This is a genomic window from Pseudodesulfovibrio nedwellii, assembly GCF_027923765.1.
GTDB lineage: Bacteria > Desulfobacterota > Desulfovibrionia > Desulfovibrionales > Desulfovibrionaceae > Pseudodesulfovibrio > Pseudodesulfovibrio nedwellii.
Genome location: NZ_AP026709.1, coordinates 794,659 through 821,049 on the forward strand (window position 1 = coordinate 794,659; position 26,391 = coordinate 821,049).

A 26,391-nucleotide genomic window follows, 5' to 3' on the forward strand; every position below is an offset into this window, starting at 1 on the left:
GTTTATTGTTTTCGAGCACTTACCGAAATAATCTGAGCACCAAACGTTTCAATAATTTTATTGACGGCCGGATTATTTTCGGCATCTTCCATGAGTTGTTTATCCGATTTAGGCACGATAATATTGCCTGTTTCAACCCGAACCTCAACCCCTGGATCAAAATATTCTTTCGTGAGTGATTCAAGCGCGTTAAACGTATTCTTTTCCGTCAATTGACCACATAACGTCTTAGAACGACACGTCACGACCAACTCATTATTCGCAAGTTCACCCTTTGTCAGGTGCAACATGCTCACCTTAACACCAGCCTGCCCATTTCGCTCTTCCACAAAGGAAAGAAATCCTTTCCAACTTTTGGGACCTGATGACGTGACTGAAACCGACACCGATGGAGTCACTGTTTCAGCCATGGGCGCAGCATCAGACGGCATCACCGCCGCTGGCTCAGGCTCCTTTGGCGCTGCCGGAGAAGCCGGTGGTTCGGCTACCCGAGCAGTTGCTGCCTGCGGAGTCGTTTGGCGAGATGGCATTTGAGGCCTTTGTTGTGCCTGTTGTGGAGCCTGCAGCCGGGATTGTTGCATGGACTGCGACGCCTGAGGCTGAGAAAAACGCTGACCATTACCAGAAGCGCCTCCCTGTCCCTGCCGATATCCTGTGCCGGGACCACCTTGCATTCCACCAGAACCGCCAGTGGGACGCTGAGGCGTATTGGAAGCCGGAGCCTGTGCAGACACGGATTCAAGACGAATCAATTCGGGAAGACTGGTCAAATTCAACAACAACAATTCCAACGCCAAAGCCGGTTCCAGACTGGTCATAACCTTGCGTTGACCGTCCAATGTCATCTGCCAGCACGCATGAATATGCGCGGGTTCGAATTTTCCAGCCCAGTCCATCCAACTAGTAGCTTCTTCGCCGGACAAACCGAGAAGCGGCAAAGCCTCTTCTCCCGCCTGTCTGAGTAAAAACATGTTACGCCAGCAGTTAGTCAACTCACGCAAGAAGAATCCGAGATCAAGTCCCTGATCAAGCACCTGACGAAGTACGTATCCGACAGAAACAAGATTGCGAGAGTGCATAGCCTCCATCAGGCCGAAGAAAACATCCTGACCGGCCAGACCAAGAAAGCCGCGCACATCCTCTTCCTTGAGCACATCTTCACCCATAGCGAGAGCCTGCCCCAACAAAGACATGGAGTCGCGTACACTTCCAGCTCCACGCTTGGCGATGATCTGTAATGCGCCGGGTTCAAACTGCAACCCTTCCAGATTCATTATTTTTTCTAGATGATTCACCAGTTCGGACTGAGTCAGCATCTTAAAGGTATAATGCTGGCAACGGCTAATAATTGTTGCCGGGAATTTATGATGCTCAGTTGTCGCCAAAATAAATGTGGCTCGCGGCGGCGGCTCTTCCAACGTCTTGAGAAGCGCGTTAAACGCCTCTTTGGTGAGCATGTGCGCCTCATCGATGATGAAAACCTTGTAACGGCATTCTATCGGTGCATAGCCTATATCTTCTTTCAACCGACGAGCATCATCAATACCACGATTGGATGCGCCATCGATTTCAATAACATCCACAGCCACACCAGCAGTGATCTGTTTGCAATTCGAACACTCATTGCACGGCTCCCCGGTGGGAGCATTCACACAGTTCAATGCCTTGGCAAAAATACGGGCAATCGTCGTCTTACCCACCCCACGCGTGCCCGAAAAGAGATAGGCAGGCGCAATCTTGTCCTGAGCGGCTGCCCGGGAAAGAATGGATTTAATCGCTTTTTGTCCGGCAACGTCTTCAAATGTCTGGGGACGATACTTTGCTGTGAGGTTCGATGTACTCATTGGTATGCCTGATGCTTGAACGCGAAATTTATACTCGCCTGATAAAACAGAAGAAAAACGGTGAAGCCCGATATTCCGCGTCGAATTTCACCATTAATATCAGATGATGGTCCGACTTTCTAGACTTTCTATCAACCCAGTTTTCAATCACACCGCGTCAATGTGTTTTCTTTCATGGATATGGACATAAAAAATCAACCCTTTGCGTACACGATTGAACACAAGGGGTTGATTGATATTTCAAGACAACACGTTTTTCACGCGTTTCTCTTCATTAAATTGAATAACGATGAAGCCAATGTTCGTAATCCGGATTCTCACCTTTGACTATCTTGAAGTATTCAGTCTGTAGCATCATAGCCACAGGCCCGGCCTTGCCTTCGCCAATCTGACGATGGTCAATGGAACTGATGGGAGTCAACTCAGCCGCAGTGCCAGTGAAGAAAACTTCGTCGGCCACGTACAACATATCACGGGTCATCGGCTCTTCGCGAACCTCGTAACCAAGATCATTTGCCAGGGCGATGATGGAATTACGAGTCAATCCACCCAGAACGCCATCAGAATGCGGGGTATAGATAACGTCATCTACTACCATGAAAATATTCTCGCCGGAACCTTCAGACACATGGCCTGTTGTATCAAGCAGAATAGCTTCATCGTATCCGTCAGCCACGGCTTCGGTCTTCGCAAGCACAGAGTTCACATAGTTGCCGCATGCTTTGGACTTGGTCATCATGACATTAACGTGATGGCGATTGAAAGAACTACATTTGACCGCAATACCTTTTTCCAATGCATCATCACCAAGATACGCGCCCCATGGCCAAGTAGCTATGATGGTACGAATCGGATTATCACCGGGATGCACACCCATGGCACCGTCACCGATAAAAACCAGAGGACGGACATAGGCTCCGGCCAACTTGTTTCGCTTCAGGGTATCAATGGCAGCATCGGTCAATTCTTCTGCAGTATACGGAACCTTGATGCCCAATATCTTGGCAGAATTAATCAGACGAACCATATGTTCATCAAGTCGGAAGACTTCAGAAGAACCGTCCGCGCACTCATACGCACGAATGCCTTCAAAAACGCCCGCACCGTAATGAAGGGTGTGAGTCAGGACATGAACATTTGCCTCGTCCCAGGGGACCTGTTTGCCGTCAAACCAGATGGTTTCGGATTTCTGGACCATTGATGATCTCCTTATTGTATTGCGGCACACTCGCCGATCTATTCTTGAGTTGAATATGGACGCTAAAAAAAACTCCTACATAGGTCAAGATACTAAAGCGAACCATTTGAGCATGGAACATTGATTGCCAGACAATTACAGCCATTTTCATTTTGACAGTGCAGTAAGTGGAGAGTAAGAAATCTGGATTGAACTATTATATTTTAGGAGTTTTACGTCATGTCCAAGTTCGCTAGAGTCGATAGACTGCCCCCGTATGTTTTTGCTCAGGTCAACGAATTGAAAATGAAGATGCGCCACGCGGGCGCGGATATCATTGACCTCGGCATGGGCAACCCTGATGTGCCCACCCCCAAGCCCATCCTCGACAAACTGACTGACGCGGCGCACAAGGCCGGTAACTCCAAGTATTCAGCGTCGAAAGGCATCAAGGGTTTGCGCCACGGAATCCGTGATTGGTACTACCGTCGCTATAATGTTTCTCTGGACGCCGACCGCGAAGTCTGTGTCACCATGGGAGCCAAGGAAGGCTTGGCCCACCTTGCGCTGGCCATGCTTTCCCCCGGTGATGTCGTCCTGGCACCAGACCCAGCCTACCCGATTCACCCGTATGCCTCCATCATTGCAGGTGCAGATGTCCGCCGTGTTCCCATCGGTCCTGGTCAGGATTTCTTCGAGAATCTGGAAACTGCGGTTTCACACACATGGCCCAAGCCCAAGTTGTTGATCATCAATTTCCCGCACAACCCGACCACTCAATGCGTGGACTTGAGCTTTTTCCAACGTATCGTTGATTTCGCCAAAGAACATGCCCTCTACGTCATTCATGACTTCGCCTATGCGGATTTCGTATTCGACGGTTACGAAGCCCCCAGCTTCATGCAGGCCGAAGGCGCTCGTGACGTAGGTGTCGAATTCTTCTCCATGACCAAAAGTTATTCCATGGCTGGCATGCGTGTTGGTTACTGCGTCGGCAACCCGGAAATGGTCAATGCACTGACCCGCATCAAGAGTTACCTCGACTACGGTATTTATCAGCCCATTCAGATCGCTGCCGCTTGTGCCCTCAACGGCGACCTCGAAGATGATCCCAAATTCACACAGGACGATATGGACGCATCGGTCAAAGAAATCATGGCCGTATATGAAGATCGCCGTAACGCCCTTTGCGAAGGCCTCAATCGCATCGGCTGGGACGTGACACCACCTAAGGCAACCATGTTCTTATGGGCTGCCATCCCGGATGAATTCAAAAAAATGGGATCAGTTGAATTTTCCAAAATGCTCTTGCAAGAAGCAGAAGTCGCAGTCTCTCCCGGTCTTGGTTTCGGCCAATACGGTGACGACCATGTCCGCTTCAGCTTTGTCGAAAATCGACACCGCACGAACCAGGCAGTCCGCAACCTGCGCAAATTCTTCGCAAAGGGGTAAGTATGGACGTTATAAAACTCGGCCTTGGCGGTTTCGGCACTGTCGGCTCTGGTCTAGCAAAAATTCTGGACAGCAATGCTCAACGCATTGAAAAAAGAATCGGCAAACGCATTGAAATTAGATCCGTACTCGTACGTGATCTAACCAAGAAACGTGCTTTTGATCCGGGTCCGAACGTCACTTTTACCGATGACCTTAATGTATTGGTCAACGATCCTGATATTGACATCATCGTTGAACTCATGGGTGGTCTCGACACAGCGAAAGACTTGGTACTCAAGGCTTTTGCCGCAGGCAAACATGTCGTCACAGCCAACAAACATCTTCTGGCCGAACACGGGCTGGAGCTTTTCGATGCAGCCCGGGATCACTCCACGGGCCTCATGTTCGAAGCCAGTTGTGCCGGTGGGATTCCTATTGTCCAGACTTTGAAAGAAAGTCTGGCTGGTGATGAAATCACACAAATGCTCGGTATCATGAACGGCACAGCCAACTACATCCTGTCCGAAATGACCACCAAGGGGCTGGATTTTGAAACAGCTCTGGCTGATGCTCAGGATCTTGGATATGCCGAGGCTGATCCGACGTTCGACATTGAAGGTTTCGACACTGCTCACAAACTTTGCGTACTTATTCGCATGGCCTATGGCGTAGACTATCCATTGAATGAAATCCCCATTCAGGGAATTACCGGGGTTACCCCCATGGACATTCAATTCGCTCGCGAATTCGGTTACCGCATCAAGTTGCTGGCCCATGTCATGGATGTGGACGGCAAGCTGGAAGCGGGTGTCCATCCAGCTCTGGTACCATATACCTATTTGTTGGCTCGTGTTGGCGGCAACTATAACGCCGTTCGACTGAAAGGCAACGCAGTGGGGCCAATCATGCTGCACGGCCAAGGGGCTGGAGATCTGCCCACAGGCAGTGCTGTGCTGGCAGACATCATGAACGTCGTCCGTAATGTTGGTGAGGGATGCCCTGCTCCAGACAATACCGGCTTTAGAAATCAGCCCCTTACAAAGGCGAACATTCTCCCTCCAGAAGACTCCGAGTCCAAGTATTACTTCCGTTTCACCGTTGCTGATCGCACTGGTGTTATGGCCGCCATCACCAAATCCATGGCGACTCACGGCATTTCCATTGCGCAGGCTGTGCAAAAAGGTGAAGCCGGAGCTGAAGGTGTACCCTTGGTGATCGTGAGTCATGAGACCCCTGCCAAAGCTGTAGCCGCAATGATTGAAGAAATGGACGCCATGGATTTCACAGTCGAACCCTGCGTCAAATTCAGGATACTTTAGAGATATATAATGAAAATACTGTACCTTATAGCTGACGGAATGGGTGGTTGGCCGCTGGATAAACTCGGCGGCAAAACCACCATGGAAGCAGCGCATACACCCAACATGGACGCACTGGCCAAAACCGGCATAATCGGTCGCGCCCAGACTGTGCCTGAGGGCATGCCCCCCGGCTCCGATGTAGCGAACATGTCCTTGCTCGGCTTTGATCCTGCCACCTATCACACTGGCCGCGGTCCTATCGAAGCTGCCGCTCAGGGACTTGAGCTTGGAGCGGACGATCTGGTCTGGCGATTGAATCTGGTTACTGTTTCCAAACTGACCATCGATGGGTACATGCGTGACTACTCGTCAGGCCACATCTCCACTGATATTTCGAGACCCATAGTAGAAACGTTGCAGGAAAAACTCGGCGACGACTCCTATACTTTCTATCCCGGAATCCAATACCGCCACCTGCTGGTACAAAAAGACGGCGCTCTCACTGAAGACGCCGATCTACTCATCAGCCCTCCCCACGACATAACAGACAAATCCATCAAGCCGGATTTGCGAGTCTTTTCCCGTAGCCCATTCCTGTGGGATCTCGTATTCGAGGCCAAAGACATTCTCGAGGACCGATCAATAAACATGTCCATGGCGAATTCCATCTGGCCATGGGGTCAAGGCCGCCCGCTCAACCTACCGAATTTCAAAGAGACATCCGGCATGAAAGGTGCGGTCATTTCTGCTGTGGACCTAATTAAAGGACTAGGCAATGCTTCCGGTATGGATGTTATTGATGTGGAGGGTGCAACTGGCCTGTTGGAGACAAATTATCAGGGCAAAGTTGATGCAGCTCTCACATTCCTCGAAGATAATGACTTCGTATTCGTTCATTTGGAAGGTCCTGATGAATGCGGTCACGGAGGCAGCGCCAAAGACAAAGTGGAGGCAATCAGCCGGTTCGATGCACGTGTAGTCGCTCCCCTACGGGAAGCACTCAAGGACCAAGAAACCGCGTGGATCATTACTTGTGATCACTTCACACCCATTGTTGAACGCACACATACTATGGATGCCGTGCCCTTCATTCTCAACGGCCCCGGATGCGATGCGTCAGGCATTGAGTCATTCAGTGAACAGTCAGCGGATTCTACTGGCCTAAAACTGGAAAAGGGCCACGAGCTTCTTTCATTCGCACTGAAAACATTCGGATTGAAATAATGGCGCGCAAATCAGATTTTCCCGCGTGTGACAGTTGGTATTCACACTTCATTTCCTATGGTGAAACTGATGCCATGGGTGTAGTATATCACGCTGAATATCTTCATCTTTTTGAACGATCTCGAAGTAAGCTCATCAGAGAATCAGGCATGAGTTACGCTGAGACAGAACGTCGAGGTATAATGTTGCCTGTCCGTGAGGCACAATGCCGATACCGCGTACCCATCAGGTATGATGAAGAAATTTATATCCATGTAGGCATCGAAAAATGGGGCCGAGCTTCAGTCGATTTCATTTATGAAATCTGGAATCGGGAAAAGACCACACTCCATTCAACCGGCAAGACAAGTCACGCCTGCGTTAACCTGGAAGGAAAACCAGTGCGTGTCCCTGACTGGCTCAAAAACCTTTTCTTATAAAATACGACGAACCAAAGACTTCATAATATTAATTGAAATAGCCGATTGCTAAACATGCTCTCCGGCAAGGATTTCCCATGCGCATTGACATTCACGCCCACGCCTTTGATCCCAAAATTGCTCACAAGGTTCTTGTTCAGCTTGAAGGCCACTACGGCATCAAACCGATCGGCACGGGCAAGACTGATGATCTCATTGAACGGTTGGACGAAGCCGGTATCGACAAATCTGTAGTACTGACTGCTGCAACGACTCCAAGCCAGGTGATTCCGGCCAACAATTGGGCCATTCAACTCAAAAAAAACAATCCGCGTTTTATCCCGTTTGGCACTGTCCATCCAGGCTTCGATCGTAATGCCGAGGAATTGGACCGTCTGGAAAGAAACGGTATCCAAGGACTTAAATTCCATCCCGATTTCCAAGGATTCAGAATGGATGACGAAGACTTCTTCGAAGTCATGGAACTCGTCCAAGGACGATTTGTTTGTATGTTCCACGTCGGAGATACTTTACCGCCTAACGAAAATCCTTCGTGTCCCAAAAAGATGGCTGCACTGAGAAAACGATTCCCCAAACCAATTATGATTGCGGCGCATATGGGCGGCTACCAACACTGGGAGTATGCCATTGAGCACCTTGCAGGGACCGATGTTTACGTAGATTGTTCAAGTGTACTGGACTTTGTAGACGACACACTTCTGAATCGTTTATTCGATGCCTTTTCGCATGATCATATTCTTTTTGGCAGCGATTACCCGCTTTTTGATGCGGCAACAGAGATTAAAAAAATTGCGTGCCGACTTAATCTGAACGACAGCCAAGTGGATGATCTCCTCAGCCGAGGTGAATCTCTTTTCGTCTAAAAAAAATCAACACCTTTTGAAAAATAGGAGTTGATAAAAAGTGCGAACAGATTGTAAGAAGAAATTACCATTCAATGCTTACAAGGGGTAATCAATGAAACGTTTTTTCACACTTGTCATGCTGTGTCTATTTGCTTTTTCTCTGACGGCATGCTTTTCAAAAAAGTACATGATAACGACCAATACGGGCAAAACGTATATTGCTGACGGTTCGCCAGAGTATGATGTCCAAACCGAGACCTACAAATTTGAGGACGACAAAGGGAAAAAGGTCATCCTCAATCAGGAAGACATTGAAGTTATCAAGGAACAATAATTTGCCATAAAAAGCCCCGATAAAAATCGGGGCTTTTTATTACAAACAAATACTGATTGAATCAAATCAAATCATTAATAGATCCAAAATCTGGATCAAAAAGCCGTTTATACGTCCTCACAACAAATCCGTCAGTCATCCCGGAAATGTAATCACACAACATGCGCCGCCGTTCATAGGCATCATGCTTTTGCAATGCTATATGATAATGGGCCGGTAAAAGTCGGTAACCGGGAGCGTCCTTAATCACATATTCTTCTTCCATGACCGTGAAAAGTTCACGCAGAATACGTCCACCCTTATATTCAAGTTGATGAACCTGAGGAGTGTGAAAAACCAAATTAATGGACAGCATTTTCAAAAGAGTACAAAGCGCCAAGCCTTCTTCCTCAACCTGGATGTCAAACCGGTAGCGGTGTGTTTTCTCTGCAAGGACATTGTCACGTTCGACGAATTTCGTTCCGTGAATAAATGTACCTATCAACCGTGCAAGGAAAGCACTGAAAGTGTCATCCGTAATAGCGGTGGCTAGTTCCTCAAGAAATCCCCGGTCATTGCCGGTATACTCTTTATCCTTGTCATCCATCCAATTCCGTATTTTTTTTATTGTGATGAAGCCTGCACGAATACCATCATCAATGTCATGGATTGAATAAGCGATGTCATCGGCCCAATCCATAATTCGACATTCAAGCGACTTGAATGAATTCAATGCATTTTCATTTTCAAAAAGAGTAGAAAACTCGACATCAGGGCTAACAAAATCAAGAATATCCTTCTGAAAATTGTAGATAAAATGATTCTTTTTCTTTTCTGAATTAGCAAACAACACTTTATATTTAAGCATCCCGTCAAGAAAAGCCCGTGTGGGATTCATGCCGGACCATTGAGTTTTATCTCTGTAAAACAGGTCAACCAAAATACGAAGATTCTGCGCATTCCCTTCAAAACCACCAGCTTCGAACATCAATTCATTCAAAATCTGCTCACCGGCATGCCCAAAAGAAGGATGACCAATGTCATGTGCCAAGCAAATTGATTCGACCAAATCCTGATCTATCCTGAAACCGTCTGACAAAGCATTAGAAGAACGGTTAAGATGATTCACTATGGAACGACCGATTTGTGACACCTCCATAGAATGCGTCAGACGAGTACGATAAAAATCAAATTCACCGGACAAAAAGACCTGCGTCTTATTCTGAAGCCGACGAAAAGCCGGAGAATATATAATACGATCCCGATCCTGCTCAAATGGAGTGCGGCCCTTCACGTTTTTGGACTGACCACGCCCTATCCACTCAGTATCGAAGTCACTGTAAAAACTGTTTTTCACGCTTCCTCCTCGTCCTGAAAACTTACGTGGAACTCGGGATAAAAGAAAGCCCCTCCCGGTAGGTACCGGAAGGGGATTCATAATCATAGTATTGAGTGCTAACCTAGATCCGGGATTTTCCCGGCATTCTCACGCGCACCACTTCCAGCAGATAGCTTTCTTTCAAGAGCGTTAAAAAACCGCGAAAAAGAAAACGTCAATGTCAGATAGATACAGCCAGCACCCACGAGGAACGGAACATATGTATAATACCGTGCTCCAAGCACTTTTGCCGAGTACATCAACTCAGCCACACCAATGGTGGAAATAAGAGATGAATCCTTGAGCAAAACAATCAATTCGTTACCCAAAGGTGGAATCATACGCCGCAAAGCTTGTGGCAAAATGACATGAATCATGGCCTGCACATGACGCAATCCGGTACTACGGGCTGCTTCCATCTGTCCTGTATTAATGGACTGGATACCTGCCCGAATAATCTCGGCATTATACGCACCACTATTAATGCCTAGGGCAATCATACCGGTAAGCAAAGGATCCGGGGAAATCCCTTCGCCTGTCATCATCATGTAAATTTGCGGGAAGCCCAAGTAAAAGAAAAAAATCTGCAATAACATGGGAGTGCCGCGAATAATTTGAATATAGGCATCCGCAATAACGCGAATATAAAAACGGCGGCTAATGCGACACGTTCCGGCTAAAGTGCCAAGAATAAGCCCCATGGCAAGCGCACCAAGAGTGACCTGCAAGGACGCAAGTGCACCATTGAGCAACATATCATAATGTTTAAAAACCAGAGCGAAGTCCACTATCAGCTCCTGAAAAGACAAGCCGGGAGGAAATAGATCCCTCCCGGCAAAGTTATATTAGAGATTCCACTTCTTGACGAGAGCGTCGTAAGTACCGTCTTTTTTGACGGCTTCCAGAGCCTCATTCAAGGCTTTGAGAAGCGGATCATTGCCCTTACGGGAAATGATGGCGAATTCTTCGAAGGACAGCGGCTCTCCGGCACGCTTAAAAGTACCCTGCTTCATGTACTCATCAGCAACAGACAGGTCGGCGATGACAGCATCGGCGGCCTTGTTACGCAGCATCATGAAAGCAATGTTGTAGCTTTCGGGTTTGACGACTTCGGCACCTTCAATCTTGTCAGCCTGCTGTTCACCGGTGGTACCCAACTGAACTGCAATCTTCTTGCCTTTGAGGTCGGCAGCAGAAGTAATGTTGGAATCAGGACGAGTAACGATAACCTGACCGCTGGCAATATACGGAGCGGAAAAGCTCACCTGCTTGGCACGATCAGGGGTGATGCTGAAACCAGACATCCCCATATCAACCTGACCGGACTGGACTGCTGTAACAATAGCAGCAAATTCCATGGTGACCCATTTGACCTTCAAGTCCATCTTTTTAGCCATTGCAGACAGCAGATCAATATCGAAACCAACGCGTTCACCATTGTCACCAATGGATTCGAACGGAGGATAGTCAGGGCTGTTACCGACAGCTATTTCGCCAGCGGCCTTGACTTTATCCAGAGTGGTTCCAGCAAATGCGGAAACAGACAAAACACCGAGCAACATGGCGATAGCCATAACGGCTACGACATTGAACCTATTGAACTTCATACCTTTCTCCTTGAAAATTAAAAGTCATATCCAAACCATACGGCCTGAATAAAAATTAAGTACACCTGCCGCCTATTCCACTATGCCCGCCATAAGCGGACCTATCTTACGAGATATTCCTTCCTCTGCCGTGTCGAGAATGTCAAGGATTCGGCCACGATAAATGACCGCAATACGATCAGACAATTGCAAGGCTTCGTTCAAATCTCCGGTCACAAGTAATACGCCAGCCATCTTTCGCGCTTCAAGCAAACGATTCCAAACCTCTTCGGTAGCAGAAACATCCAAGCCCTGTGTCGGTTGTTCTGCGACAATCAAACGAGGTTGGCGATACAGTTCGCGTGCAAGTACTGCTTTTTGCAGATTACCACCGGAAAGCTGCCATGCCAGCGCGTGAATTCGCCCCGGACGAATATCAAACTTCTTGATAAGCTCAATTGTATCCTTGGCCGCTTTTTTCTTATCCAGAAACCACCCCTTGGCAAAACCTTTCCGGGTCGTCAAAAGCAGATTGTCCACAAGATTCTGATTCGGCAAAGTAGCCAAACCAAGTCTGTCTTCCGGAATGTAACACATTGACCGATTCCAGGTAGATTCGGCAAAAAACTTACGCCAGGGTTGTCCCATTATAAAAACAGTATCCTGCGGCGGCTTGATCAATCCCGTAACAGCTTCGACCAACCCTTTTTGACCGTTACCGGCCACGCCCACTATAGAAACAACTTCGCCTTGGTGGACATCCAGATCAACTTCGGACAACCCAAGCCCGGTGAGATTCCTCACATCAAGAACTTTATCGCCCCTCTCGACAGGCTTTCGATCGACTTCCAACAACACTTCCTTGCCAACCATGCGTGAAGCAAGATCAGCCTTGGATTCAATAGTGTTGGGATCAAGTTCACCCTCAATTCTACCACGACGCAAAATGGCAATTTCATCCGCCAATGCAATGACTTCTTCCAACTTGTGACTAATAAAAATGATGGATTTACCCTGTTCGGTCATACGCCACAGGGTTTTGAACAATCGTCCTGTCTCTTCGGGCGTCAAGACAGCGGTGGGCTCATCAAAAATAAGAATACGACTTTCACGATACAGCAGTTTCAAAATTTCAACCAACTGCCGCTCGCCCATGGAAAGATCGGCAATACGAGCATCTGGATCAATTTCCATGTCGTACTTACCGGCCAATTCACTCACCCGCTTCGACATCTCTTTTCGTCTGATGAAGAAACTGCCTTCCTGTCCCAAAAGAACATTCTCAGCAACAGTCATAGAGTCAACCAACATAAAATGTTGATACACCATACCGATTCCGGCTGCGATGGCATCTCTGGAAGAAGAAAAACGAACCGGTTTCCCATCAACTTCAATGGTGCCTTCATCCGGTTTGTACCGACCAGCCAGCATGGACATCATGGTGGATTTACCAGCACCGTTTTCACCGAGCAAGGCTTTGATGCGTCCAGGATACACATCAAGGGTAATGGCATCATTAGCCACTATCTTGCCGAACCGTTTGGTGAGCCCTTTCAGACGCACCACGGGTATCACTCCAACTTCTACAGGACGACTTGGTACCGGACGAATATATTTCAAATTGGTCACGCCTTACCCCTCAGGCTCGATGTTGGTACCGAGAGCGGCGGGTCCGTCAACACGACGCCCACGCCAAGCGGAAAGGATCAAAACCAAAATGGTCAGCAAGTAAGGGAGCATGAGCAACAAAGAAGACGATAAATTTGTACCGACAGCCTGCAAACGCAACTGAAAAGCCATCACGCCACCAAAAAGATAGGCACCGACGACAGCACGCCCCGGCCGCCAGAAGGCAAAAATAACTAGCGCCACGGCAATCCATCCGCGCCCACCAGACAAACCGTTCGTCCATAGATGTGTATACGCCAGCGAAAGGTACGCCCCACCAAGACCGATAAGAAAACCGCCAGCAACAACTGCAAAGTAACGAAGTACCACGGGCTTCAAACCGGCTGCGGAAGCAGCGGCAGGCATTTCACCGGTTGCGGTCACATGCAAACCGAGGCTAGTCCGTTTGAAAAAGAACCAGAATAGGAACGGTACGATGAATGAGACATACACCAGCATGTCATGCTTGAAGAAAATCTCACCAATGACTGGAATTTGCGACAACACCGGGAAATCAAAAGGGCTAAATCCCGGCGCATGTAAGCCAACATACGGCACACCAAGGTAGTGAGTCAGCCCAGTGCCAAGGATTGTCAGCGCCAAACCGGACACAACCTGATTTCCCAGACAGGAAATACAGACAAAGCCATGCAATGAGGCAAAAATCATTCCGGCTGTTCCACCCGCAAGAAAACCGAGCCACGGTGAACCAGTGATCAGACTGACCCAAAAAGCAGCCAAGGCGGCAACGGACATAATGCCCTCAACACCAAGGTTGAGCACGCCGCCCTTCTCGGTCATCATTTCGCCCAAAGTGGCATAAAGAATGGGGGTGCCGGACTGCACCGTTGCAGCAAAAAGCGGTATCAAAAATTCCCACATACGCTTAATCCTGCCTCTGCTTACGTTCCAAGGTGTATAAAAGGAAGAACTGCCCGGCCAAAACGGTCAAGAGAATCATACCCTCCATGATCACACCAAATGCTGCTGGAATCTGCAATTCAAGCTGCAAATTTTCCACGCCGACCCGCAATGCAGCCAACAGGAATGAAGCAAACGCAATATTCAAGGGTTCAAGACGTGCCAACCAGGCCACGACAATCGCAGTGTAGCCGTATCCGACAATAAGACTTGGCTGCAAACGATTCAGGACCGCCGAGGTTTCGATACATCCGGCAAACCCGGCAAATCCACCAGACAGGCACATAACGAACATGACGAGCATTCCGTAACGGATCTTGGCATACTTGGCCACACGAGCACCTTCACCGCTGGCCTGCAATTCAAAACCAAGTCGAGTGAAACGCATGAAGGCCCACAGCCCTATACCGACGATCGCACAAAATAATAATCCCCAATGTACACGGGAGGAACCAATATAGGGAATGATCGCATTCACAGAAAATTCAGGAGTCATGGGGAACCCGAAGCTGGCCGGATCTTTCCAAACGCCAAAAACCAGATAATCGAGCAAAAGAATAGCAATATAGTTGAGCATCAACGTAGAAATAATTTCGTTGACGCGCAATTTTAGCTTGAGAAATGCAGGAATAAATGCCCAGGCTCCGCCAAGAATAAAAGCCATGATGAACATGAGCGGTAGCAAAATAAAACCTGGTAAATCAGGAAACAATAGAGCCATCCATGTAGCCCCAATTGCCCCAAGTGCAAACTGACCTTCCGCGCCGATATTCCATATCTGCATGCGAAAGGCTACAGCCACGCCCAAAGAACAAAGAAAAAGCGGAATGGCTTTAAGCAGTGCGCCTTCCAGCGCCCAAAGGTTACCAAAACTTCCCTGCCACAGAACCATCATCCCGTGCAGTGCGTCCTTGCCCTGCCCTTCAATGAGCAGAGCGCTCACAAAAAGGGAAAAGAGCAGGGCGCCCAGGAATACAACCAGGGCGCCCCACTTCCAGGGTTCATCTCTTTTTATTATTTTCAGAGGCATGTGCCGTACTTATTTTACAGTACCGACAACGCCTTCAACAAACCACATCATATCATGCAGTTGGGCGTCGGTGGCTTTTTCGCCATCGGCGATCTTGATTGTACCGCTCTGATCCTTGATAGGACCAACAAAGCAGATATCGTTGCCCTTAACCAACTCGGCACGTTTGGCCATGACAGCACTCTTGACGTCTTCCGGGACCATCGGCCCCATAGGGGCGATATCGACAACGCCGTCTTCCATGGACCACCAAATAGACTCGTCACCCTTCCAGGAGCCGTCGCGAACCTGTTCCACAGTCTTGGTATAGACCGGGCCCCAGTTCCAGATAGCGGAAGTCAGGTGAGCCTTGGGAGCAAAAGAAGACATATCGGAGTTGTAACCAATGGAGTACATTCCAGCTTCTTCAGCGGCTTCCTGCGGTGCAGGAGAATCCTGATGCTGAGCGATAACGTCACAACCTGCATCCAGAAGAGATTTGGCAGCATCTTTTTCGAGTGCCGGGTCATACCAAGTCTTGGTCCAGACAACACGCACTTCAACATCCGGATTCATCTGGCGAGCACCGACAGCAAAGGCGTTGATGCCGCGAATAACTTCGGGAATCGGGAAGGCAGCCACATAACCGAGCTTGTCGGTCTTGGTCATGGCACCAGCCACCATACCGGTCAAGAAACGAGCCTGATAAACACGACCGAAATAATTAGTGACGTTGGCAGATTTCTTGAAGCCGGAACAATGCATGAACTTGGCGTCCGGGAATTCTTTACCAACCTTGATGGTCGGATCCATGTAGCCAAAACTCGTGGTGAAAATAATGTCGAAACCTTTGCGAGCCATGTTGCGGATAACACGCTCGGAATCAGCACCTTCAGGTACGGACTCAACAAAAGAAGTCGTCACCCAATCAAGGGCATCCACGGCTTGACGGCCCTGGTCGTGAGCATATGAATAACCGGCGTCTCCGACCGGGGAAACGTAAACGAATCCGGCCTTGACGGTTTTGGGCTCTTCCTGAGCGGGAGCGGCAGCTTCTTCAGTCTTTGCAGGCTCTTCAGCTTTTTTCTCCTGAGGAGCTTCGCCACAGGCAACCAGGGACAGGAGTAGCGCCATGCACATGGCGGATACACCAAACAGTTTCAGCAATTTTTTCATGTGGACCTCTCCGTTAGCGATTTATTATCTCAAAACTCTATCCCAGCGAGTCCATTCGAGCAAGGCTCAAAGGGAACTGCTGGGAGTAATCAGCGTGGATAGTATTTTTTTTCTTCACTTATTCATCGTCAGAAACTTGGGCGATTGGTTCAACAAATTGAGTACCTGCGTCCCAAGGAAATAAAATCCAGGTGTCCTGGCTCACTTCCGTTATATATGTCTCGACCAAAGGACGCCCTTCGGGCTTGGCATAAACCGTGGCAAAATGCGCTTTAGGCACCATGTCACGAGCTAATTTTGCGGTCTTACCGGTGTCAACGAGATCATCGATGAGCAACCAGCCTTCTCCGTCACAATCTACCTGTTTGAGAACATTGGTCTCACCCTGCTCTTTCCAATTATAGGAAGAGAGACAAATGGTATCAATCAAATGAATATCCAGTTCTCGAGCAATGATCGCAGCCGGAACCAAGCCACCACGCGTAATGGCAAGAATACCTTTCCATGGCCCCTTTTCAACAAGTCGCCAGGACAAGGCTCTGCAATCACGATGTAGCTGTTCCCAAGAAACCGGGAACATCTTCTGGTATCTGCTCTTGTCACCCATAGTGAAACATCTCCTGCATGTGCTGTTCAAAGGAATTGGCTTTCTACCCGTATCAAACCGCTTAATCAAGCAATTCTACGCCCTAATTACACCTTATCGCGCCAGCAGTTGCATTCCGTAAAACCCAGCCCCGTATAATCCGCTCTCTTCATTACAATTGAGTCGAATAGGAACAGAATGCAAAAAGTCGCCATATATATGAGAATTATGAAATTCTTCCAAAAATTCCGGGACAGTAACAAACATGGGATTCTTGGCAGCAATGCCACCGGCAATAAAAAAACCACCGTGAGACATAACTCCGATGGCCCAATCGCGACATGCCCGAGCGTAAAAACGAGCATACCATTTGGTCGTTGCATCTCTTATTGTAATGGACGCTGAGACCTCTTTTGGGGTCAAATTCTTACCTGTCAAAAATTTATGCACCAATTTCAATCCTAACCCGGTGACAACGGAATCACCTTCCGGCCAATTCCGACCACTTTCCTGACGGTTAAAGTCACCGTAGTCGGATTCTTCTTTGCCCAAAAAAGGGAAAGCCATATGTCCGCCCTCAAAAGGCAATGCACTCCAGCCGCAATCAGTGGGAATAAGCGCGGAATATCCAAGACCAGTTCCAGCCCCGATAATAGCTATGGGATCACCGTCGACACCCGTCCCCTCCTGGAGAATCATAGCTTCGTCTACGGCAGACGTTCTACAGGCAAAGGCTTGCGCGGCAAAATCGTTGATGACACTCACGGCTTTCGTCCCGAAATCGATATCCCGAATATCAATTCCCCAAGATGCATTGGTCAAACAGGGACATTCCACACCACCAACAACCGCTCCGGCAGCCGCGACAACAACACTCTCAAAAGACCCCGGATATGCAGAAAAATCACTGCTCCAGAGTTGTTCCAAAAGCTGAGAAAAAGTCTCCGCGCCATGGGTTTTCAGCCAAATTGAATCCACCATGACAAAGCCGTCACCCGTGGTTTCAAAAAGAGCAAACCGACTGTTAGTGCCACCTATATCAGCGGCTAGAATCTTCGCCATCAGTAAAATGCCTCCCGTGAGCGGAACACTATCATAATCAGACAAAAAGAAAAGGAGCCTGAAGGCTCCCTTTTCTGCTGCATCGATTGGATTTGGCTACGCCGCTTCTGTCGCTTTTTCCGTGGATCTCGTCATCGATGGCATATCTGCCAACTCCACAGCTTGCTGTTTTTTCTGTACATACTTCCGGGTAATTCTACGCAAAGTTTCCGTCTTGCCTTCGCGTTCACTAGGACTCAGGAATGAAGCCAGTTTACGTTCGAGCTTGTAGGAATTCTGTTCCTTACTGATAGCAATAATCCCTTCAAGGACCAATTTCTGATTCAACAATTCAGCACGAGTGGAAAAATTAATATTCTCTGCAATAGGGGAAAACACAAGATTGCTCAAAATCAACCCATAAAGAGTAGAAATAAATGCCACAGGAATATTTTTGAGAATAACTGCCGTATCATTGATTCCCATAAGAAGACCAATCAAGCCAATAACGCTGCCTGCAACACCAAACGCCGGTGCCATTCGGGCTAAAGTCTGAAAAAAACGCTCACTCTGTTGACGACGAAGATTGAAAAAAGCCATCTCGGCATTCAAGCATTCACGAATTTCATCTTCTTTGTAGTTATCCACCAACAGAATCAGTCCGTTCTTCATAAAAGAACTGGTATCGTTGGCTTTTGAACGTTCCAATGAAAGGATGCCATCTACTTTACTTTTGACCGAAAGGTCGAGCAACGTGTTGACAATGGACTCAGCCGAAACACTTTTGGTAGAATATATGTTTTTCGCCACCCTGAATGCGTTTTTCACGTGCCGCGCCGGGTAGCTCATCAACATTGCGGCTGTCAGACCAGATATGACAACCAAAAATGCGGCCAGATTAAAATAGGCCCCAGCGGCTCCGGTCAGCATAAAGCTGCACACGAAAATGACGAGACTCAATCCTACGCCAATAAAATTCTTTCTACTCATAACATTCTCCAATCGATCAGCTTTGATGGACGATGACGATTTCAACTCGCCGGTTTTGCGCCTTGTTGGCTTCGGACGTATCAGGCACTTCCGGTTGATACGATCCTCTGCCAGTTATGATAATTCGCTTGGGAGCGATCCCGAATTGCGTGATAAGGAATTCAGCCACGTTGGCCGCTCGTTGTGAAGACAACGTAAAGCTTTGCGTACCTTCCGACTCGCTCTTGTCCGCGAAACCGATAACATGAACAGCACCGAGACTGAGCTTCACTACTTCGGCAACCTCGTTCAAGTACTGCCAGGATTCAGCCTTGAGTTCCCCGGATTTCTCGTCAAAAAACAATGCTCCACGCAATGAAATACGCACCTGTCCAGGGACTTCCCTGATAACAGAAATTCCCTTTGAACGAGATCGAAACAGAACTTCTGTCTCTGCGACACGCACGACATCTTGAGAACCACCGCTTTCCGCTCGGCTAGCAATCTGTCCAATCAATCCGATAAGAGGATCAAGTGTACTCGCAGCCTGCGCCTTTTCCGCGGTCTGATGACTAAACAGGATTTTTACATCCTGATGAGTGCTGGCATACATAAACAGCACCACAAACAGGACAAACATGACCATCATCAGATCAGCCCACGGCACGGACCAATCGTTCATGCCACGGATTGCGCCTTCGCCTTCCATTTGGCTAAATGATGAAAAATCTTTAGTAAAACTCTTTTCAATTTGCTGCATGTATTCTCCTGCGCATCTACGCGCACGATATGAAGCAAGAATCTTACCACAACAGTAACCAGCTAAAATACAGGCATTTATTTTCTTGTAATATGTCCTTCATTTTAGAATGACAAAAAGCTGACAGCCTGTGCGTTGACTCGGGCAAGAATATGGGAGAAACATTGATTCCATGACAACATCGCAAGGACCGTTCACCACCATCAGTCCCATTATCTTGGCTTCAGGCTCACCCAGACGGCGCGAACTTCTGGCCGACCTCGGTCTTGAATTCACAGTACATCCAAGTCCGCTTAATGAACCGAAGCCAGAAACAAATGAATCCCCGCTAAAATATGTCAAACGAATGGCAGAACTGAAAACGCTGGACATTGCCCGGCATTATGCAGGCCAAACCATACTTGGCGCCGACACCATCGTAGTTTTAAACGACCGTATTATGGGTAAACCCATAAATGATGCACATGCCTTGGAAATGCTCATGACATTGTCTGGCAACACGCATCAAGTCATCACCGGGTTTTGTATGGTAATGCCCGACGACACACGCATTACCAAAGCCATCAGCACGGATGTCGACATGCGCTCCTCCACCGAAATAGAACTCAAGAGGTATATTGCTACCGGCGAGCCTGCAGATAAGGCGGGAGCGTATGCCATTCAAGGGGTTGGAACATTTCTTGTTACCGCGATTCGAGGATCATACACCAATGTAGTCGGATTGCCTGTCGCACGAGTTCTGGACGAACTTCTCGCTTCAAAAATCATTACGCCTGCAAAAATCTAAACCCAATACGAAACTCTCTGCCTTCAACGATCAAGCATTACGGGTTTTATTTAATTTGATTAAAATGGATTCCATTTCTTGACTTTTAGTTAGGCATCCTTACAATGCTTGTCATGAACGAATTCAGAGAATCTTATGAAACAATGCAGCATGCGTTGCTTGAGCTTGTCGATACAGTGAACGCACATCATCGTGGTGGCGTAGATTTCGGCACTGGACATAGGTTGCACCCTGCTGAAATTCATACCATAGCAACAATTGGTGATGAACCCCAAATTACTGTCACGCAGTTGGCTGAACGACTCTCCGTTTCCAAACCAACTATCTCTGAACGCATCGGTAAACTCATGAAGAAAGGCCTTGTTGAAAAGGGGATAAAGCCCTACGACGCCAAGGCTGTCACCCTACTGCTCACTAAAACAGGATGGACGGCCTACACCCATCATGAAGCTCACCACGACAAAATGTTTGATGTATTCGTATCACAATACGGTGAAAAATCCGAAATCATGGCTCAAAAACTCAGTCAAGCCCTGCACGAAATGCAAAATTTAGCAGAATTGTTTGACTGCCATAACGATTAAATAATTATTTTTTGTTCATATTTTTTTAAACCAGTTGTTAGGCAGCCTAACAAGAAAAGGAGCATCCATGAAAGTGTTACACGTTTTCCATTCACAAACTGGAAACACAAAAAAAGTTGCACAAACTATTGAAAAATCAGTGATTGAGTCAGGTTGTAAAATAACAACGGTACAAGCAAAGGCAAAAGGAGACCCAATACAACTCATGGACTATGACTTGGTTCTGATTGGTTCGGGAGTGTATGGATGGCTTCCGGGAAAACCCATGATGGATTGGTTGGCCGAACGAGCAAAAGAGAGCATGACCGAATTTGGCGGGTCGGGAATTCTCAAACCAGGTTCTCCACGATTATTAAACAAATACGTTGCTATCTATTGCACGTTTGGTGGAAGCCATACTGGCATCAACGAGGCCATTCCTGCCGTAAAATACATGGGGCAATTATTTGATCATTTAGGATTCACCATTGCTGCTGAGTGGTACATGCCGGGTGCATATGGAGTCCCGAAACTGGAACACCACAACACGCAAGGTCGACTTGGTGATATTAGAAACCGTCCTAACGAAAATGACTTAAATGCAATGGCTGAAAAGGTAAAAGGATTGATAGCGTCAATCAAACCTCCTACTTCCCCGGTTGAGTAAGTAATGAAAAAACCCATTATTCTGTCTGTTTCAGACGGATATTATGAATATTCTCACCCTCGGCAACTCCTCTTTCCCGGTGTTGCCGAGGCAGATCTCATGGCGGCAGGAATTCCGAGAGTAGAATGGGACTTCTGGATAAGCCCGTACACTTCAACAATTATTCAAACTGAAAAAACACCATTCTGGTTGATGCCGGGGCTGGTAATATCTCCAAAACAACTGGAAGGCTTGTTGATAATCTCAAACTAAAAAATATTCACCCGAACGATATTGATTGCATAGTCCTTACTCATCTACACCCAGATCATATAGCGGGATTACTTCCTTCAAATGGTAATACTCTTTTCCCCAACGCGCGGATTCTCCTATCCGACATTGAATATTCTTATTGGCAGAAAAAACCAAATCTTCTTGAACTGAATATTCCACCTGAAGTTCGCAAAATGCTCCAAAGTACGACTTCTGAATTCTTGCAACGCTATGCTGACAGAATCGAAACCGTTTCGATGGATGAACAACTTATGGCAGATATCAGTCTATTTGCAGCCCCCGGTCATACTCCCGGCCATGTTGGAGTTGAAGTGCAAACAGACGACACTTTGTTTTTAATCGCAGGAGATGCTTTTTTACACCCTGCTCACTTTACTCATCCTGAATGATCATCATCCGTAGACATTATGCCCGAGACAGCAACACGTACTCGACGACACATCTTAGAACGGATAAAAAATGAATCGGCTACCACGCTTGGATTTCATTTGTAACATATATGCGCTCAACGATTTATGAATATATCAATTCTCAATTCATTCATGTACAAGATCACAACGAATTGATGTATTATGAAAGGCCCTTCTCGCCATCTGGAATAATTAGAATATCAAGGCATAAAAAACCATGATCGAAGGATTGAGCCATATTACCCTTGTTGTGCAAGACTTGAAAAAGACATCCTCAATTTTTACAAAAATACTTGATGCCGAAGAGGTGTATGCAAGTGGCGATACGCAATACTCACTGTCTCAAGAGAAATTTTTTCTAGTTGGTGGTGTCTGGATCGCCATAATGAAAGGCCAGCCATTATCAGATAAAACATACAACCATATCGCCTTCAAAATTCCACACAATGAAATTGACAACTATGCAAAACGTATAGAGGCTCTAAATCTTCACGTCCGTATGGACAGAAATAGAGTATCAGGTGAAGGTTGTTCACTATATTTCCATGACTATGACAACCATCTGTTTGAACTCCATACAGGTACACTCAAAGAACGACTGACGGCGTACGCCAAAGATGATTAACATGAAGACTCAATCGCCACTCGACAAACTTGCCTCAGCACTGGCAACTCTCGGCCCAATCGGACATTTCCCCAAGGCTCCAGGGACATGGGGATCTCTGGCCTCCATTGTCGCGGCTCCATGGCTGTTCCTTTCTCTCCCTTTATGGGGACGTCTTGCTGCCCTGGCCGCTATCCTTCTCGTCGGAATCTGGGCTTGTGCTCGTGCAGAAGTCATATTCGATAAAAAAGATCCCGGTTGCGTCATCATTGACGAATTGTTCGGCCAATGGCTTGCCCTGCTTTTTTTTCACGGCATGCCTATTGGGTATCTGATTGTTGGATTCGGCCTATTCCGTTTCTTTGACATTCTCAAACCATGGCCAGTCAAATGGGCCGAAGACTCCTTCCCCGGCGGGCTTGGAGTCATGCTCGATGATGGCGTTGCAGGACTTTATGCCATGGGCGGCCTACACCTTCTTCATTACATTCTCTCCATATAACAAAAAAAACGCCGCTTCCCGAAGGAAGCGGCGTTATCATTGTATAACCAATCGAATTTATTGTACCACAAACTCGGCTCGACGATTCTTGGCCCAGGCACTTTCATTGTGCGCGGGATCAAGAGGACGTTCTTCACCAAAACTAACAATCTTCATACGTTCAGGTTCGACGCCAAGAATCACCAAATGTTCATAGGCAGCACGGGCACGACGCTCACCCAAAGCGAGATTGTACTCTTCGGTACCACGTTCGTCACAGTGCCCTTCGACCACGACGCCAACATCCGTATATTTACGCATGATACTCGCCTTAAGGGCAAGAGTAGCACGAGATTCCTCGTTCAATTCATAGGAATCAAAGGCGAAATGAATAGTAATGCTGGAAAGTTCTTCCACGGCTTCGGTCTTGGCACGCGCCTCAGCTTCTGCGGCCAGAGCAGCCTCATCGACCTTGGGTTCTGTCGGCGGCGGAGTCCACTGGGAATCATCCTTGACCTCAACCTTAGTCTCAGGCGGGGTAGTGGTGGTCGTCTTTTTGGCACAGCCAGCAAAGACAAAAAGGGACAGGGCCAACAAGGCCACAATTCCGAAATACACTCTGTTTTTCATGCTCACTCCTTGGTAGAGCCGTCGCCCGGCCATTATTTCAGATGCTTCCGAAAGCCAATGATTCTCGCATTGGGTAGCATGCACCTTTTCTTACAAAAAAATCAACCCCGTGTTTATGACAATTTACCTCTGCAACGAAGTATCCCATGCCGGAGCAAAGGCCGCGCCTTTACCAGTGGATATCATCCGAGGTTTATCTCCATGACGGGTTGAAAGATACAATTTGTATTCACCGGTCCTGCTGGACGCAAAAGCAACGAAATACCCATCCGGACCAAAAGCTGGATATTCATCGTTACCAGGGCCAAACGTCAATTGCTTTTCTTTGCTTGTCTGCAAATCATGCAAAAAAATACGATGCCCGTCTGATGTCTGATGAGTATACGCCACATAGCGTCCATCAGGACTAAGACACGGATGAGTGTTATACCGACCAGTGGTGGTCACACGCTTAATCTGACCGGTCTTCATATCCAAAAGATAAATATGCGGATTACCTGCTCTGGCTGAAGTAAAAGCCATCTTCTCACCAGTCCTGTCAAAACTTGGAGATACGTCAATATAAGGACTACGCACCAAAGTTTTGCCAGGTTTATAATCATTCTTCAGGTTGAAAATATTGGTTGTGCCATTCCGATTGAGAGCCACATACAAAGAACCGTTCGGACCGTAAACGGGACTGATAACAGTCGACCCCAACCCTTTGTACATTCTTTTTATCGTACCGGATTCACTATCATACACACCAAGCTCATGCCGCGTTTTGCCGATATGAGTAAAAGCAATTCGCTTCCCATCTTCAGACCACGCGGGACTCAGGTTGTAGCCGCCCAATTTCGTAATGCGTTTAAGCCCTCGGCCCTGAGGAAGAACAGTAAAGACTTCCTTTGTCTTCCCCTCCTGCTTGACGAAAGCAATGGGAGAATCAAAAAATCCCTTCTTGCCTGTCAAAGCTTCAAGAAAGGATGAACAAAAACGATCAGCCACCAGCGGCAGATTCTTGCTCACGTCACGATAAGATTTCCCGACCACACGACGGCCACTAAAGGTCTCGAATACACGAGCTTCAATATATTCACCGTTCCAGCCTGTCGTCATGCACAAATCAACACGAGCAAGCTGAAGAGGTTTGAAATCTATGTCTGAAGCCTTCACGCCCTGACTTGGGTCGCCGCCCAGCAGATCGGTCACCGGCACAATGTTAAGAAAAGGGATATAGCCCAAGTCATTGGCTACCAGTTCCTGAAGAGCATTGGCTGCCGCTTCAGGCAATGGAGAGCCGTCCAATTCCTTGGGAGTCAAAAGAGTGATGTTCACCATGCGTTGGCCTGGGCCGTGAATATCCACCGTCAGCGGTCCCTGTGCGAACGCAGCGGCGACCATGAGGCAGACACAGACGCAACTCATACCAAGTATCAAAATCCGTTTCATACCGTCTACTCTGAAAGTTCCTGGCTGTTGAAATTAATACGCAGAACCCGGTCCCTTTCGGTCCTCGGTTTCTCCACATATTCTGTTTCCTTGATGGCTCGAAGAGTTGAACTGTCAAATTCAGGATTGTTTGACGATTCGATAATCTTCGAGGACAAAATTTTCCCGTCGGCTTCAAGCACTATTTCAAGCGTTGCCGTAAGATTGGCTTCTCCGGCAAATGCAGGATATCGCCAATTTTTCTTAATGGCAGATCCGACGATCAGGGCATAGACTTCAGACAAACCGGAGCCTGACCCGCCGACAGTACCGCCGACAACCCCACCGTCCACTCCACCAGGCTGCCCGCCATGAGCATAAACCTGATCCCCTTCACGCTTCTTGAGCGCAGCCAATTCGTCGGTCAAAGCTTTTTTCTTTTTCTGATCCTGCCGTTTGGTCCTCGCCTTTGCAGCGGCCATCCCTTCAGCCAACAACTGATCAGCTGTTTTCTTTGGCTTGGGTTTAGGCTTCGGTTGAGGCTTAGGTTTCGGTTTTTCTTCCTTTTTCTTAACCACGGCCTTTTTCTCAACCTTCTTAGGGCTGATTTTCTTGACCTCTGGTTCAGGTTTGGCCTCGACCACAGGAGTGGACAGCACTTCAACAGCAGGCTCGGCCTTTGCTTCAACAACTGGCACTGCCGGCGTCGAAGTCACCGGTTCAACTGTAGCCTTTACTTCTACAGGCGGACCGGGGGGAGGCGGAGCAAGGGATACAAGATCAACCGTATACACAGGTCTATCCATATTCACCGTCACTCCGGCGGTGTTCACGCCATAGATGGCAACCATGGCCAAAACCATGTGAAAAAGAATGGAGAATATAAGACCGATACTTTGCCGCATTATATTAAGA

Annotated in this window: 29 protein-coding genes; 13 read left to right on the forward strand and 16 right to left on the reverse strand. The window is 47.7% G+C overall.

The window, feature by feature from the left end; genetic code table 11:
• Positions 1 to 2 precede the first annotated feature (2 nt).
• Both dnaX and SYK_RS03885 read right to left on the reverse strand, forming a co-directional pair.
• Entirely contained in the window at positions 3 to 1,844 is a 1,842-nt protein-coding gene (gene dnaX / locus SYK_RS03880) for a DNA polymerase III subunit gamma/tau (RefSeq protein ID WP_281762294.1), read from the reverse strand.
• Positions 1,845 to 2,118: 274 nt separating this feature from the next.
• The gene (locus tag SYK_RS03885; protein ID WP_281762295.1) at positions 2,119 to 3,042 is read right to left on the reverse strand and encodes a branched-chain amino acid transaminase; all 924 of its coding nucleotides are present in this window, start codon (positions 3,040 to 3,042) and stop codon (positions 2,119 to 2,121) included.
• A gap of 219 nt (positions 3,043 to 3,261) precedes the next feature.
• On the opposite strand from SYK_RS03885, the gene SYK_RS03890 reads away from it, so the two are divergent.
• The 6 genes from SYK_RS03890 to SYK_RS03915 all read left to right on the forward strand — a co-directional run bounded on the left by SYK_RS03890 (position 3,262) and on the right by SYK_RS03915 (position 8,578).
• Complete coding sequence (locus SYK_RS03890) at positions 3,262 to 4,473, forward strand: aminotransferase class I/II-fold pyridoxal phosphate-dependent enzyme (protein ID WP_281762296.1); 1,212 nt, start codon at positions 3,262 to 3,264, stop codon at positions 4,471 to 4,473.
• Between the two features lie 2 nt (positions 4,474 to 4,475).
• On the forward strand, positions 4,476 to 5,774 hold the full coding sequence (locus SYK_RS03895; RefSeq protein ID WP_281762297.1) for a homoserine dehydrogenase: 1,299 nt from the start codon (positions 4,476 to 4,478) through the stop codon (positions 5,772 to 5,774).
• A 9-nt stretch (positions 5,775 to 5,783) separates the two neighbouring features.
• Positions 5,784 to 6,980 (forward strand): cofactor-independent phosphoglycerate mutase, encoded by a 1,197-nt coding sequence (locus SYK_RS03900; protein ID WP_281762298.1) that lies wholly within the window; start codon positions 5,784 to 5,786, stop codon positions 6,978 to 6,980.
• Positions 6,980 to 7,399 (forward strand): acyl-CoA thioesterase, encoded by a 420-nt coding sequence (locus tag SYK_RS03905; protein ID WP_281762299.1) that lies wholly within the window; start codon positions 6,980 to 6,982, stop codon positions 7,397 to 7,399. Before SYK_RS03900 ends, SYK_RS03905 begins: the two co-directional genes overlap by 1 nt.
• 77 nt (positions 7,400 to 7,476) lie before the next feature.
• Positions 7,477 to 8,262: an amidohydrolase family protein gene (locus SYK_RS03910; protein WP_281762300.1), complete on the forward strand. Its 786-nt coding sequence runs from the start codon at positions 7,477 to 7,479 to the stop codon at positions 8,260 to 8,262.
• 94 nt (positions 8,263 to 8,356) lie between these two features.
• Positions 8,357 to 8,578 carry a YgdI/YgdR family lipoprotein gene (locus tag SYK_RS03915; RefSeq protein WP_281762301.1) on the forward strand — a complete coding sequence of 74 codons (222 nt, stop codon included), beginning with the start codon at positions 8,357 to 8,359 and terminating at the stop codon, positions 8,576 to 8,578.
• Between the two features lie 61 nt (positions 8,579 to 8,639).
• Here the strand turns inward: SYK_RS03915 and dgt are convergent, their stop codons facing one another.
• The 11 genes from dgt to SYK_RS03970 form a co-directional block, all read right to left on the reverse strand.
• Entirely contained in the window at positions 8,640 to 9,914 is a 1,275-nt protein-coding gene (dgt, locus tag SYK_RS03920; RefSeq protein WP_281762302.1) for a dGTP triphosphohydrolase, read from the reverse strand.
• A gap of 98 nt (positions 9,915 to 10,012) precedes the next feature.
• Entirely contained in the window at positions 10,013 to 10,723 is a 711-nt protein-coding gene (locus SYK_RS03925; RefSeq protein WP_281762303.1) for an amino acid ABC transporter permease, read from the reverse strand.
• A gap of 57 nt (positions 10,724 to 10,780) precedes the next feature.
• A complete protein-coding gene (locus SYK_RS03930) occupies positions 10,781 to 11,509 on the reverse strand; it encodes a basic amino acid ABC transporter substrate-binding protein (RefSeq protein ID WP_431194124.1) in 729 nt (242 codons plus the stop codon).
• A gap of 105 nt (positions 11,510 to 11,614) precedes the next feature.
• Positions 11,615 to 13,150 carry an ABC transporter ATP-binding protein gene (locus tag SYK_RS03935; protein WP_281762305.1) on the reverse strand — a complete coding sequence of 512 codons (1,536 nt, stop codon included), beginning with the start codon at positions 13,148 to 13,150 and terminating at the stop codon, positions 11,615 to 11,617.
• A gap of 3 nt (positions 13,151 to 13,153) precedes the next feature.
• The gene (locus tag SYK_RS03940; RefSeq protein ID WP_281762306.1) at positions 13,154 to 14,071 is read right to left on the reverse strand and encodes an ABC transporter permease; all 918 of its coding nucleotides are present in this window, start codon (positions 14,069 to 14,071) and stop codon (positions 13,154 to 13,156) included.
• A 4-nt stretch (positions 14,072 to 14,075) separates the two neighbouring features.
• The gene (locus tag SYK_RS03945; RefSeq protein WP_281762307.1) at positions 14,076 to 15,140 is read right to left on the reverse strand and encodes an ABC transporter permease; all 1,065 of its coding nucleotides are present in this window, start codon (positions 15,138 to 15,140) and stop codon (positions 14,076 to 14,078) included.
• A 9-nt stretch (positions 15,141 to 15,149) separates the two neighbouring features.
• On the reverse strand, positions 15,150 to 16,295 hold the full coding sequence (locus tag SYK_RS03950) for a BMP family ABC transporter substrate-binding protein (protein WP_281762308.1): 1,146 nt from the start codon (positions 16,293 to 16,295) through the stop codon (positions 15,150 to 15,152).
• Positions 16,296 to 16,413: 118 nt separating this feature from the next.
• Positions 16,414 to 16,902 carry a xanthine phosphoribosyltransferase gene (gpt, locus tag SYK_RS03955; RefSeq protein WP_281762309.1) on the reverse strand — a complete coding sequence of 163 codons (489 nt, stop codon included), beginning with the start codon at positions 16,900 to 16,902 and terminating at the stop codon, positions 16,414 to 16,416.
• 93 nt (positions 16,903 to 16,995) lie between these two features.
• Positions 16,996 to 17,943 (reverse strand): glucokinase, encoded by a 948-nt coding sequence (locus SYK_RS03960; RefSeq protein WP_281762310.1) that lies wholly within the window; start codon positions 17,941 to 17,943, stop codon positions 16,996 to 16,998.
• A gap of 96 nt (positions 17,944 to 18,039) precedes the next feature.
• Positions 18,040 to 18,912 (reverse strand): motility protein A, encoded by an 873-nt coding sequence (locus SYK_RS03965; protein WP_281762311.1) that lies wholly within the window; start codon positions 18,910 to 18,912, stop codon positions 18,040 to 18,042.
• Positions 18,913 to 18,928: 16 nt separating this feature from the next.
• Positions 18,929 to 19,651, reverse strand: a complete 723-nt coding sequence (locus tag SYK_RS03970; protein WP_281762312.1) for an OmpA family protein — start codon at positions 19,649 to 19,651, stop codon at positions 18,929 to 18,931.
• Between the two features lie 172 nt (positions 19,652 to 19,823).
• Between SYK_RS03970 and SYK_RS03975 the strand changes: the two genes are divergently transcribed.
• From SYK_RS03975 to SYK_RS04005, 7 genes are all read left to right on the forward strand, one after another.
• Positions 19,824 to 20,438 carry a Maf family protein gene (locus SYK_RS03975; protein ID WP_281762313.1) on the forward strand — a complete coding sequence of 205 codons (615 nt, stop codon included), beginning with the start codon at positions 19,824 to 19,826 and terminating at the stop codon, positions 20,436 to 20,438.
• Between the two features lie 113 nt (positions 20,439 to 20,551).
• Positions 20,552 to 21,022 carry a MarR family winged helix-turn-helix transcriptional regulator gene (locus SYK_RS03980; RefSeq protein WP_281762314.1) on the forward strand — a complete coding sequence of 157 codons (471 nt, stop codon included), beginning with the start codon at positions 20,552 to 20,554 and terminating at the stop codon, positions 21,020 to 21,022.
• Positions 21,023 to 21,089: 67 nt separating this feature from the next.
• Positions 21,090 to 21,668 (forward strand): flavodoxin family protein, encoded by a 579-nt coding sequence (locus SYK_RS03985; RefSeq protein WP_281762315.1) that lies wholly within the window; start codon positions 21,090 to 21,092, stop codon positions 21,666 to 21,668.
• A gap of 3 nt (positions 21,669 to 21,671) precedes the next feature.
• Complete coding sequence (locus SYK_RS03990; RefSeq protein WP_281762316.1) at positions 21,672 to 21,920, forward strand: hypothetical protein; 249 nt, start codon at positions 21,672 to 21,674, stop codon at positions 21,918 to 21,920.
• Positions 21,878 to 22,330, forward strand: coding sequence for an MBL fold metallo-hydrolase (locus tag SYK_RS03995; RefSeq protein ID WP_281763229.1), 453 nt, complete (start codon positions 21,878 to 21,880; stop codon positions 22,328 to 22,330). Before SYK_RS03990 ends, SYK_RS03995 begins: the two co-directional genes overlap by 43 nt.
• Before the next feature lie 238 nt (positions 22,331 to 22,568).
• Positions 22,569 to 22,976: a FosX/FosE/FosI family fosfomycin resistance hydrolase gene (fosX, locus tag SYK_RS04000; protein ID WP_281762317.1), complete on the forward strand. Its 408-nt coding sequence runs from the start codon at positions 22,569 to 22,571 to the stop codon at positions 22,974 to 22,976.
• Between the two features lies 1 nt (position 22,977).
• The gene (locus SYK_RS04005) at positions 22,978 to 23,457 is read left to right on the forward strand and encodes a phosphatidylglycerophosphatase A family protein (RefSeq protein WP_281762318.1); all 480 of its coding nucleotides are present in this window, start codon (positions 22,978 to 22,980) and stop codon (positions 23,455 to 23,457) included.
• A gap of 57 nt (positions 23,458 to 23,514) precedes the next feature.
• Here SYK_RS04005 and pal read toward each other — a convergent pair whose 3' ends face one another.
• The 3 genes from pal to tolA all read right to left on the reverse strand — a co-directional run bounded on the left by pal (position 23,515) and on the right by tolA (position 26,381).
• Positions 23,515 to 24,066 carry a peptidoglycan-associated lipoprotein Pal gene (gene pal / locus SYK_RS04010; protein ID WP_281762319.1) on the reverse strand — a complete coding sequence of 184 codons (552 nt, stop codon included), beginning with the start codon at positions 24,064 to 24,066 and terminating at the stop codon, positions 23,515 to 23,517.
• A 123-nt stretch (positions 24,067 to 24,189) separates the two neighbouring features.
• On the reverse strand, positions 24,190 to 25,497 hold the full coding sequence (locus tag SYK_RS04015; RefSeq protein ID WP_281762320.1) for a protein tolB: 1,308 nt from the start codon (positions 25,495 to 25,497) through the stop codon (positions 24,190 to 24,192).
• A gap of 5 nt (positions 25,498 to 25,502) precedes the next feature.
• The gene (tolA, locus tag SYK_RS04020; RefSeq protein ID WP_281762321.1) at positions 25,503 to 26,381 is read right to left on the reverse strand and encodes a cell envelope integrity protein TolA; all 879 of its coding nucleotides are present in this window, start codon (positions 26,379 to 26,381) and stop codon (positions 25,503 to 25,505) included.
• Positions 26,382 to 26,391 lie beyond the last annotated feature (10 nt).

Coding starts and splice junctions, on each gene's coding strand:
- SYK_RS04015 (WP_281762320.1), bottom strand. CDS start 25,497: ATGAAACGGATTTTGATACTTGGTATGAGTTGCGTCTGTGTCTGCCTC.
- SYK_RS03950 (WP_281762308.1), bottom strand. CDS start 16,295: ATGAAAAAATTGCTGAAACTGTTTGGTGTATCCGCCATGTGCATGGCG.
- SYK_RS03890 (WP_281762296.1), top strand. CDS start 3,262: ATGTCCAAGTTCGCTAGAGTCGATAGACTGCCCCCGTATGTTTTTGCT.
- SYK_RS03985 (WP_281762315.1), top strand. CDS start 21,090: ATGAAAGTGTTACACGTTTTCCATTCACAAACTGGAAACACAAAAAAA.
- SYK_RS03900 (WP_281762298.1), top strand. CDS start 5,784: ATGAAAATACTGTACCTTATAGCTGACGGAATGGGTGGTTGGCCGCTG.
- SYK_RS03915 (WP_281762301.1), top strand. CDS start 8,357: ATGAAACGTTTTTTCACACTTGTCATGCTGTGTCTATTTGCTTTTTCT.
- SYK_RS03980 (WP_281762314.1), top strand. CDS start 20,552: ATGAACGAATTCAGAGAATCTTATGAAACAATGCAGCATGCGTTGCTT.
- SYK_RS03965 (WP_281762311.1), bottom strand. CDS start 18,912: ATGAGTAGAAAGAATTTTATTGGCGTAGGATTGAGTCTCGTCATTTTC.
- SYK_RS03895 (WP_281762297.1), top strand. CDS start 4,476: ATGGACGTTATAAAACTCGGCCTTGGCGGTTTCGGCACTGTCGGCTCT.
- SYK_RS03930 (WP_431194124.1), bottom strand. CDS start 11,509: ATGGCTATCGCCATGTTGCTCGGTGTTTTGTCTGTTTCCGCATTTGCT.
- SYK_RS03905 (WP_281762299.1), top strand. CDS start 6,980: ATGGCGCGCAAATCAGATTTTCCCGCGTGTGACAGTTGGTATTCACAC.
- SYK_RS03960 (WP_281762310.1), bottom strand. CDS start 17,943: ATGGCGAAGATTCTAGCCGCTGATATAGGTGGCACTAACAGTCGGTTT.
- SYK_RS03945 (WP_281762307.1), bottom strand. CDS start 15,140: ATGCCTCTGAAAATAATAAAAAGAGATGAACCCTGGAAGTGGGGCGCC.
- SYK_RS03970 (WP_281762312.1), bottom strand. CDS start 19,651: ATGCAGCAAATTGAAAAGAGTTTTACTAAAGATTTTTCATCATTTAGC.
- SYK_RS03975 (WP_281762313.1), top strand. CDS start 19,824: ATGACAACATCGCAAGGACCGTTCACCACCATCAGTCCCATTATCTTG.
- dnaX (WP_281762294.1), bottom strand. CDS start 1,844: ATGAGTACATCGAACCTCACAGCAAAGTATCGTCCCCAGACATTTGAA.
- gpt (WP_281762309.1), bottom strand. CDS start 16,902: ATGGGTGACAAGAGCAGATACCAGAAGATGTTCCCGGTTTCTTGGGAA.
- SYK_RS03885 (WP_281762295.1), bottom strand. CDS start 3,042: ATGGTCCAGAAATCCGAAACCATCTGGTTTGACGGCAAACAGGTCCCC.
- pal (WP_281762319.1), bottom strand. CDS start 24,066: ATGAAAAACAGAGTGTATTTCGGAATTGTGGCCTTGTTGGCCCTGTCC.
- tolA (WP_281762321.1), bottom strand. CDS start 26,381: ATGCGGCAAAGTATCGGTCTTATATTCTCCATTCTTTTTCACATGGTT.
- SYK_RS03910 (WP_281762300.1), top strand. CDS start 7,477: ATGCGCATTGACATTCACGCCCACGCCTTTGATCCCAAAATTGCTCAC.
- SYK_RS04005 (WP_281762318.1), top strand. CDS start 22,978: ATGAAGACTCAATCGCCACTCGACAAACTTGCCTCAGCACTGGCAACT.
- SYK_RS03990 (WP_281762316.1), top strand. CDS start 21,672: ATGAAAAAACCCATTATTCTGTCTGTTTCAGACGGATATTATGAATAT.
- SYK_RS03940 (WP_281762306.1), bottom strand. CDS start 14,071: ATGTGGGAATTTTTGATACCGCTTTTTGCTGCAACGGTGCAGTCCGGC.
- fosX (WP_281762317.1), top strand. CDS start 22,569: ATGATCGAAGGATTGAGCCATATTACCCTTGTTGTGCAAGACTTGAAA.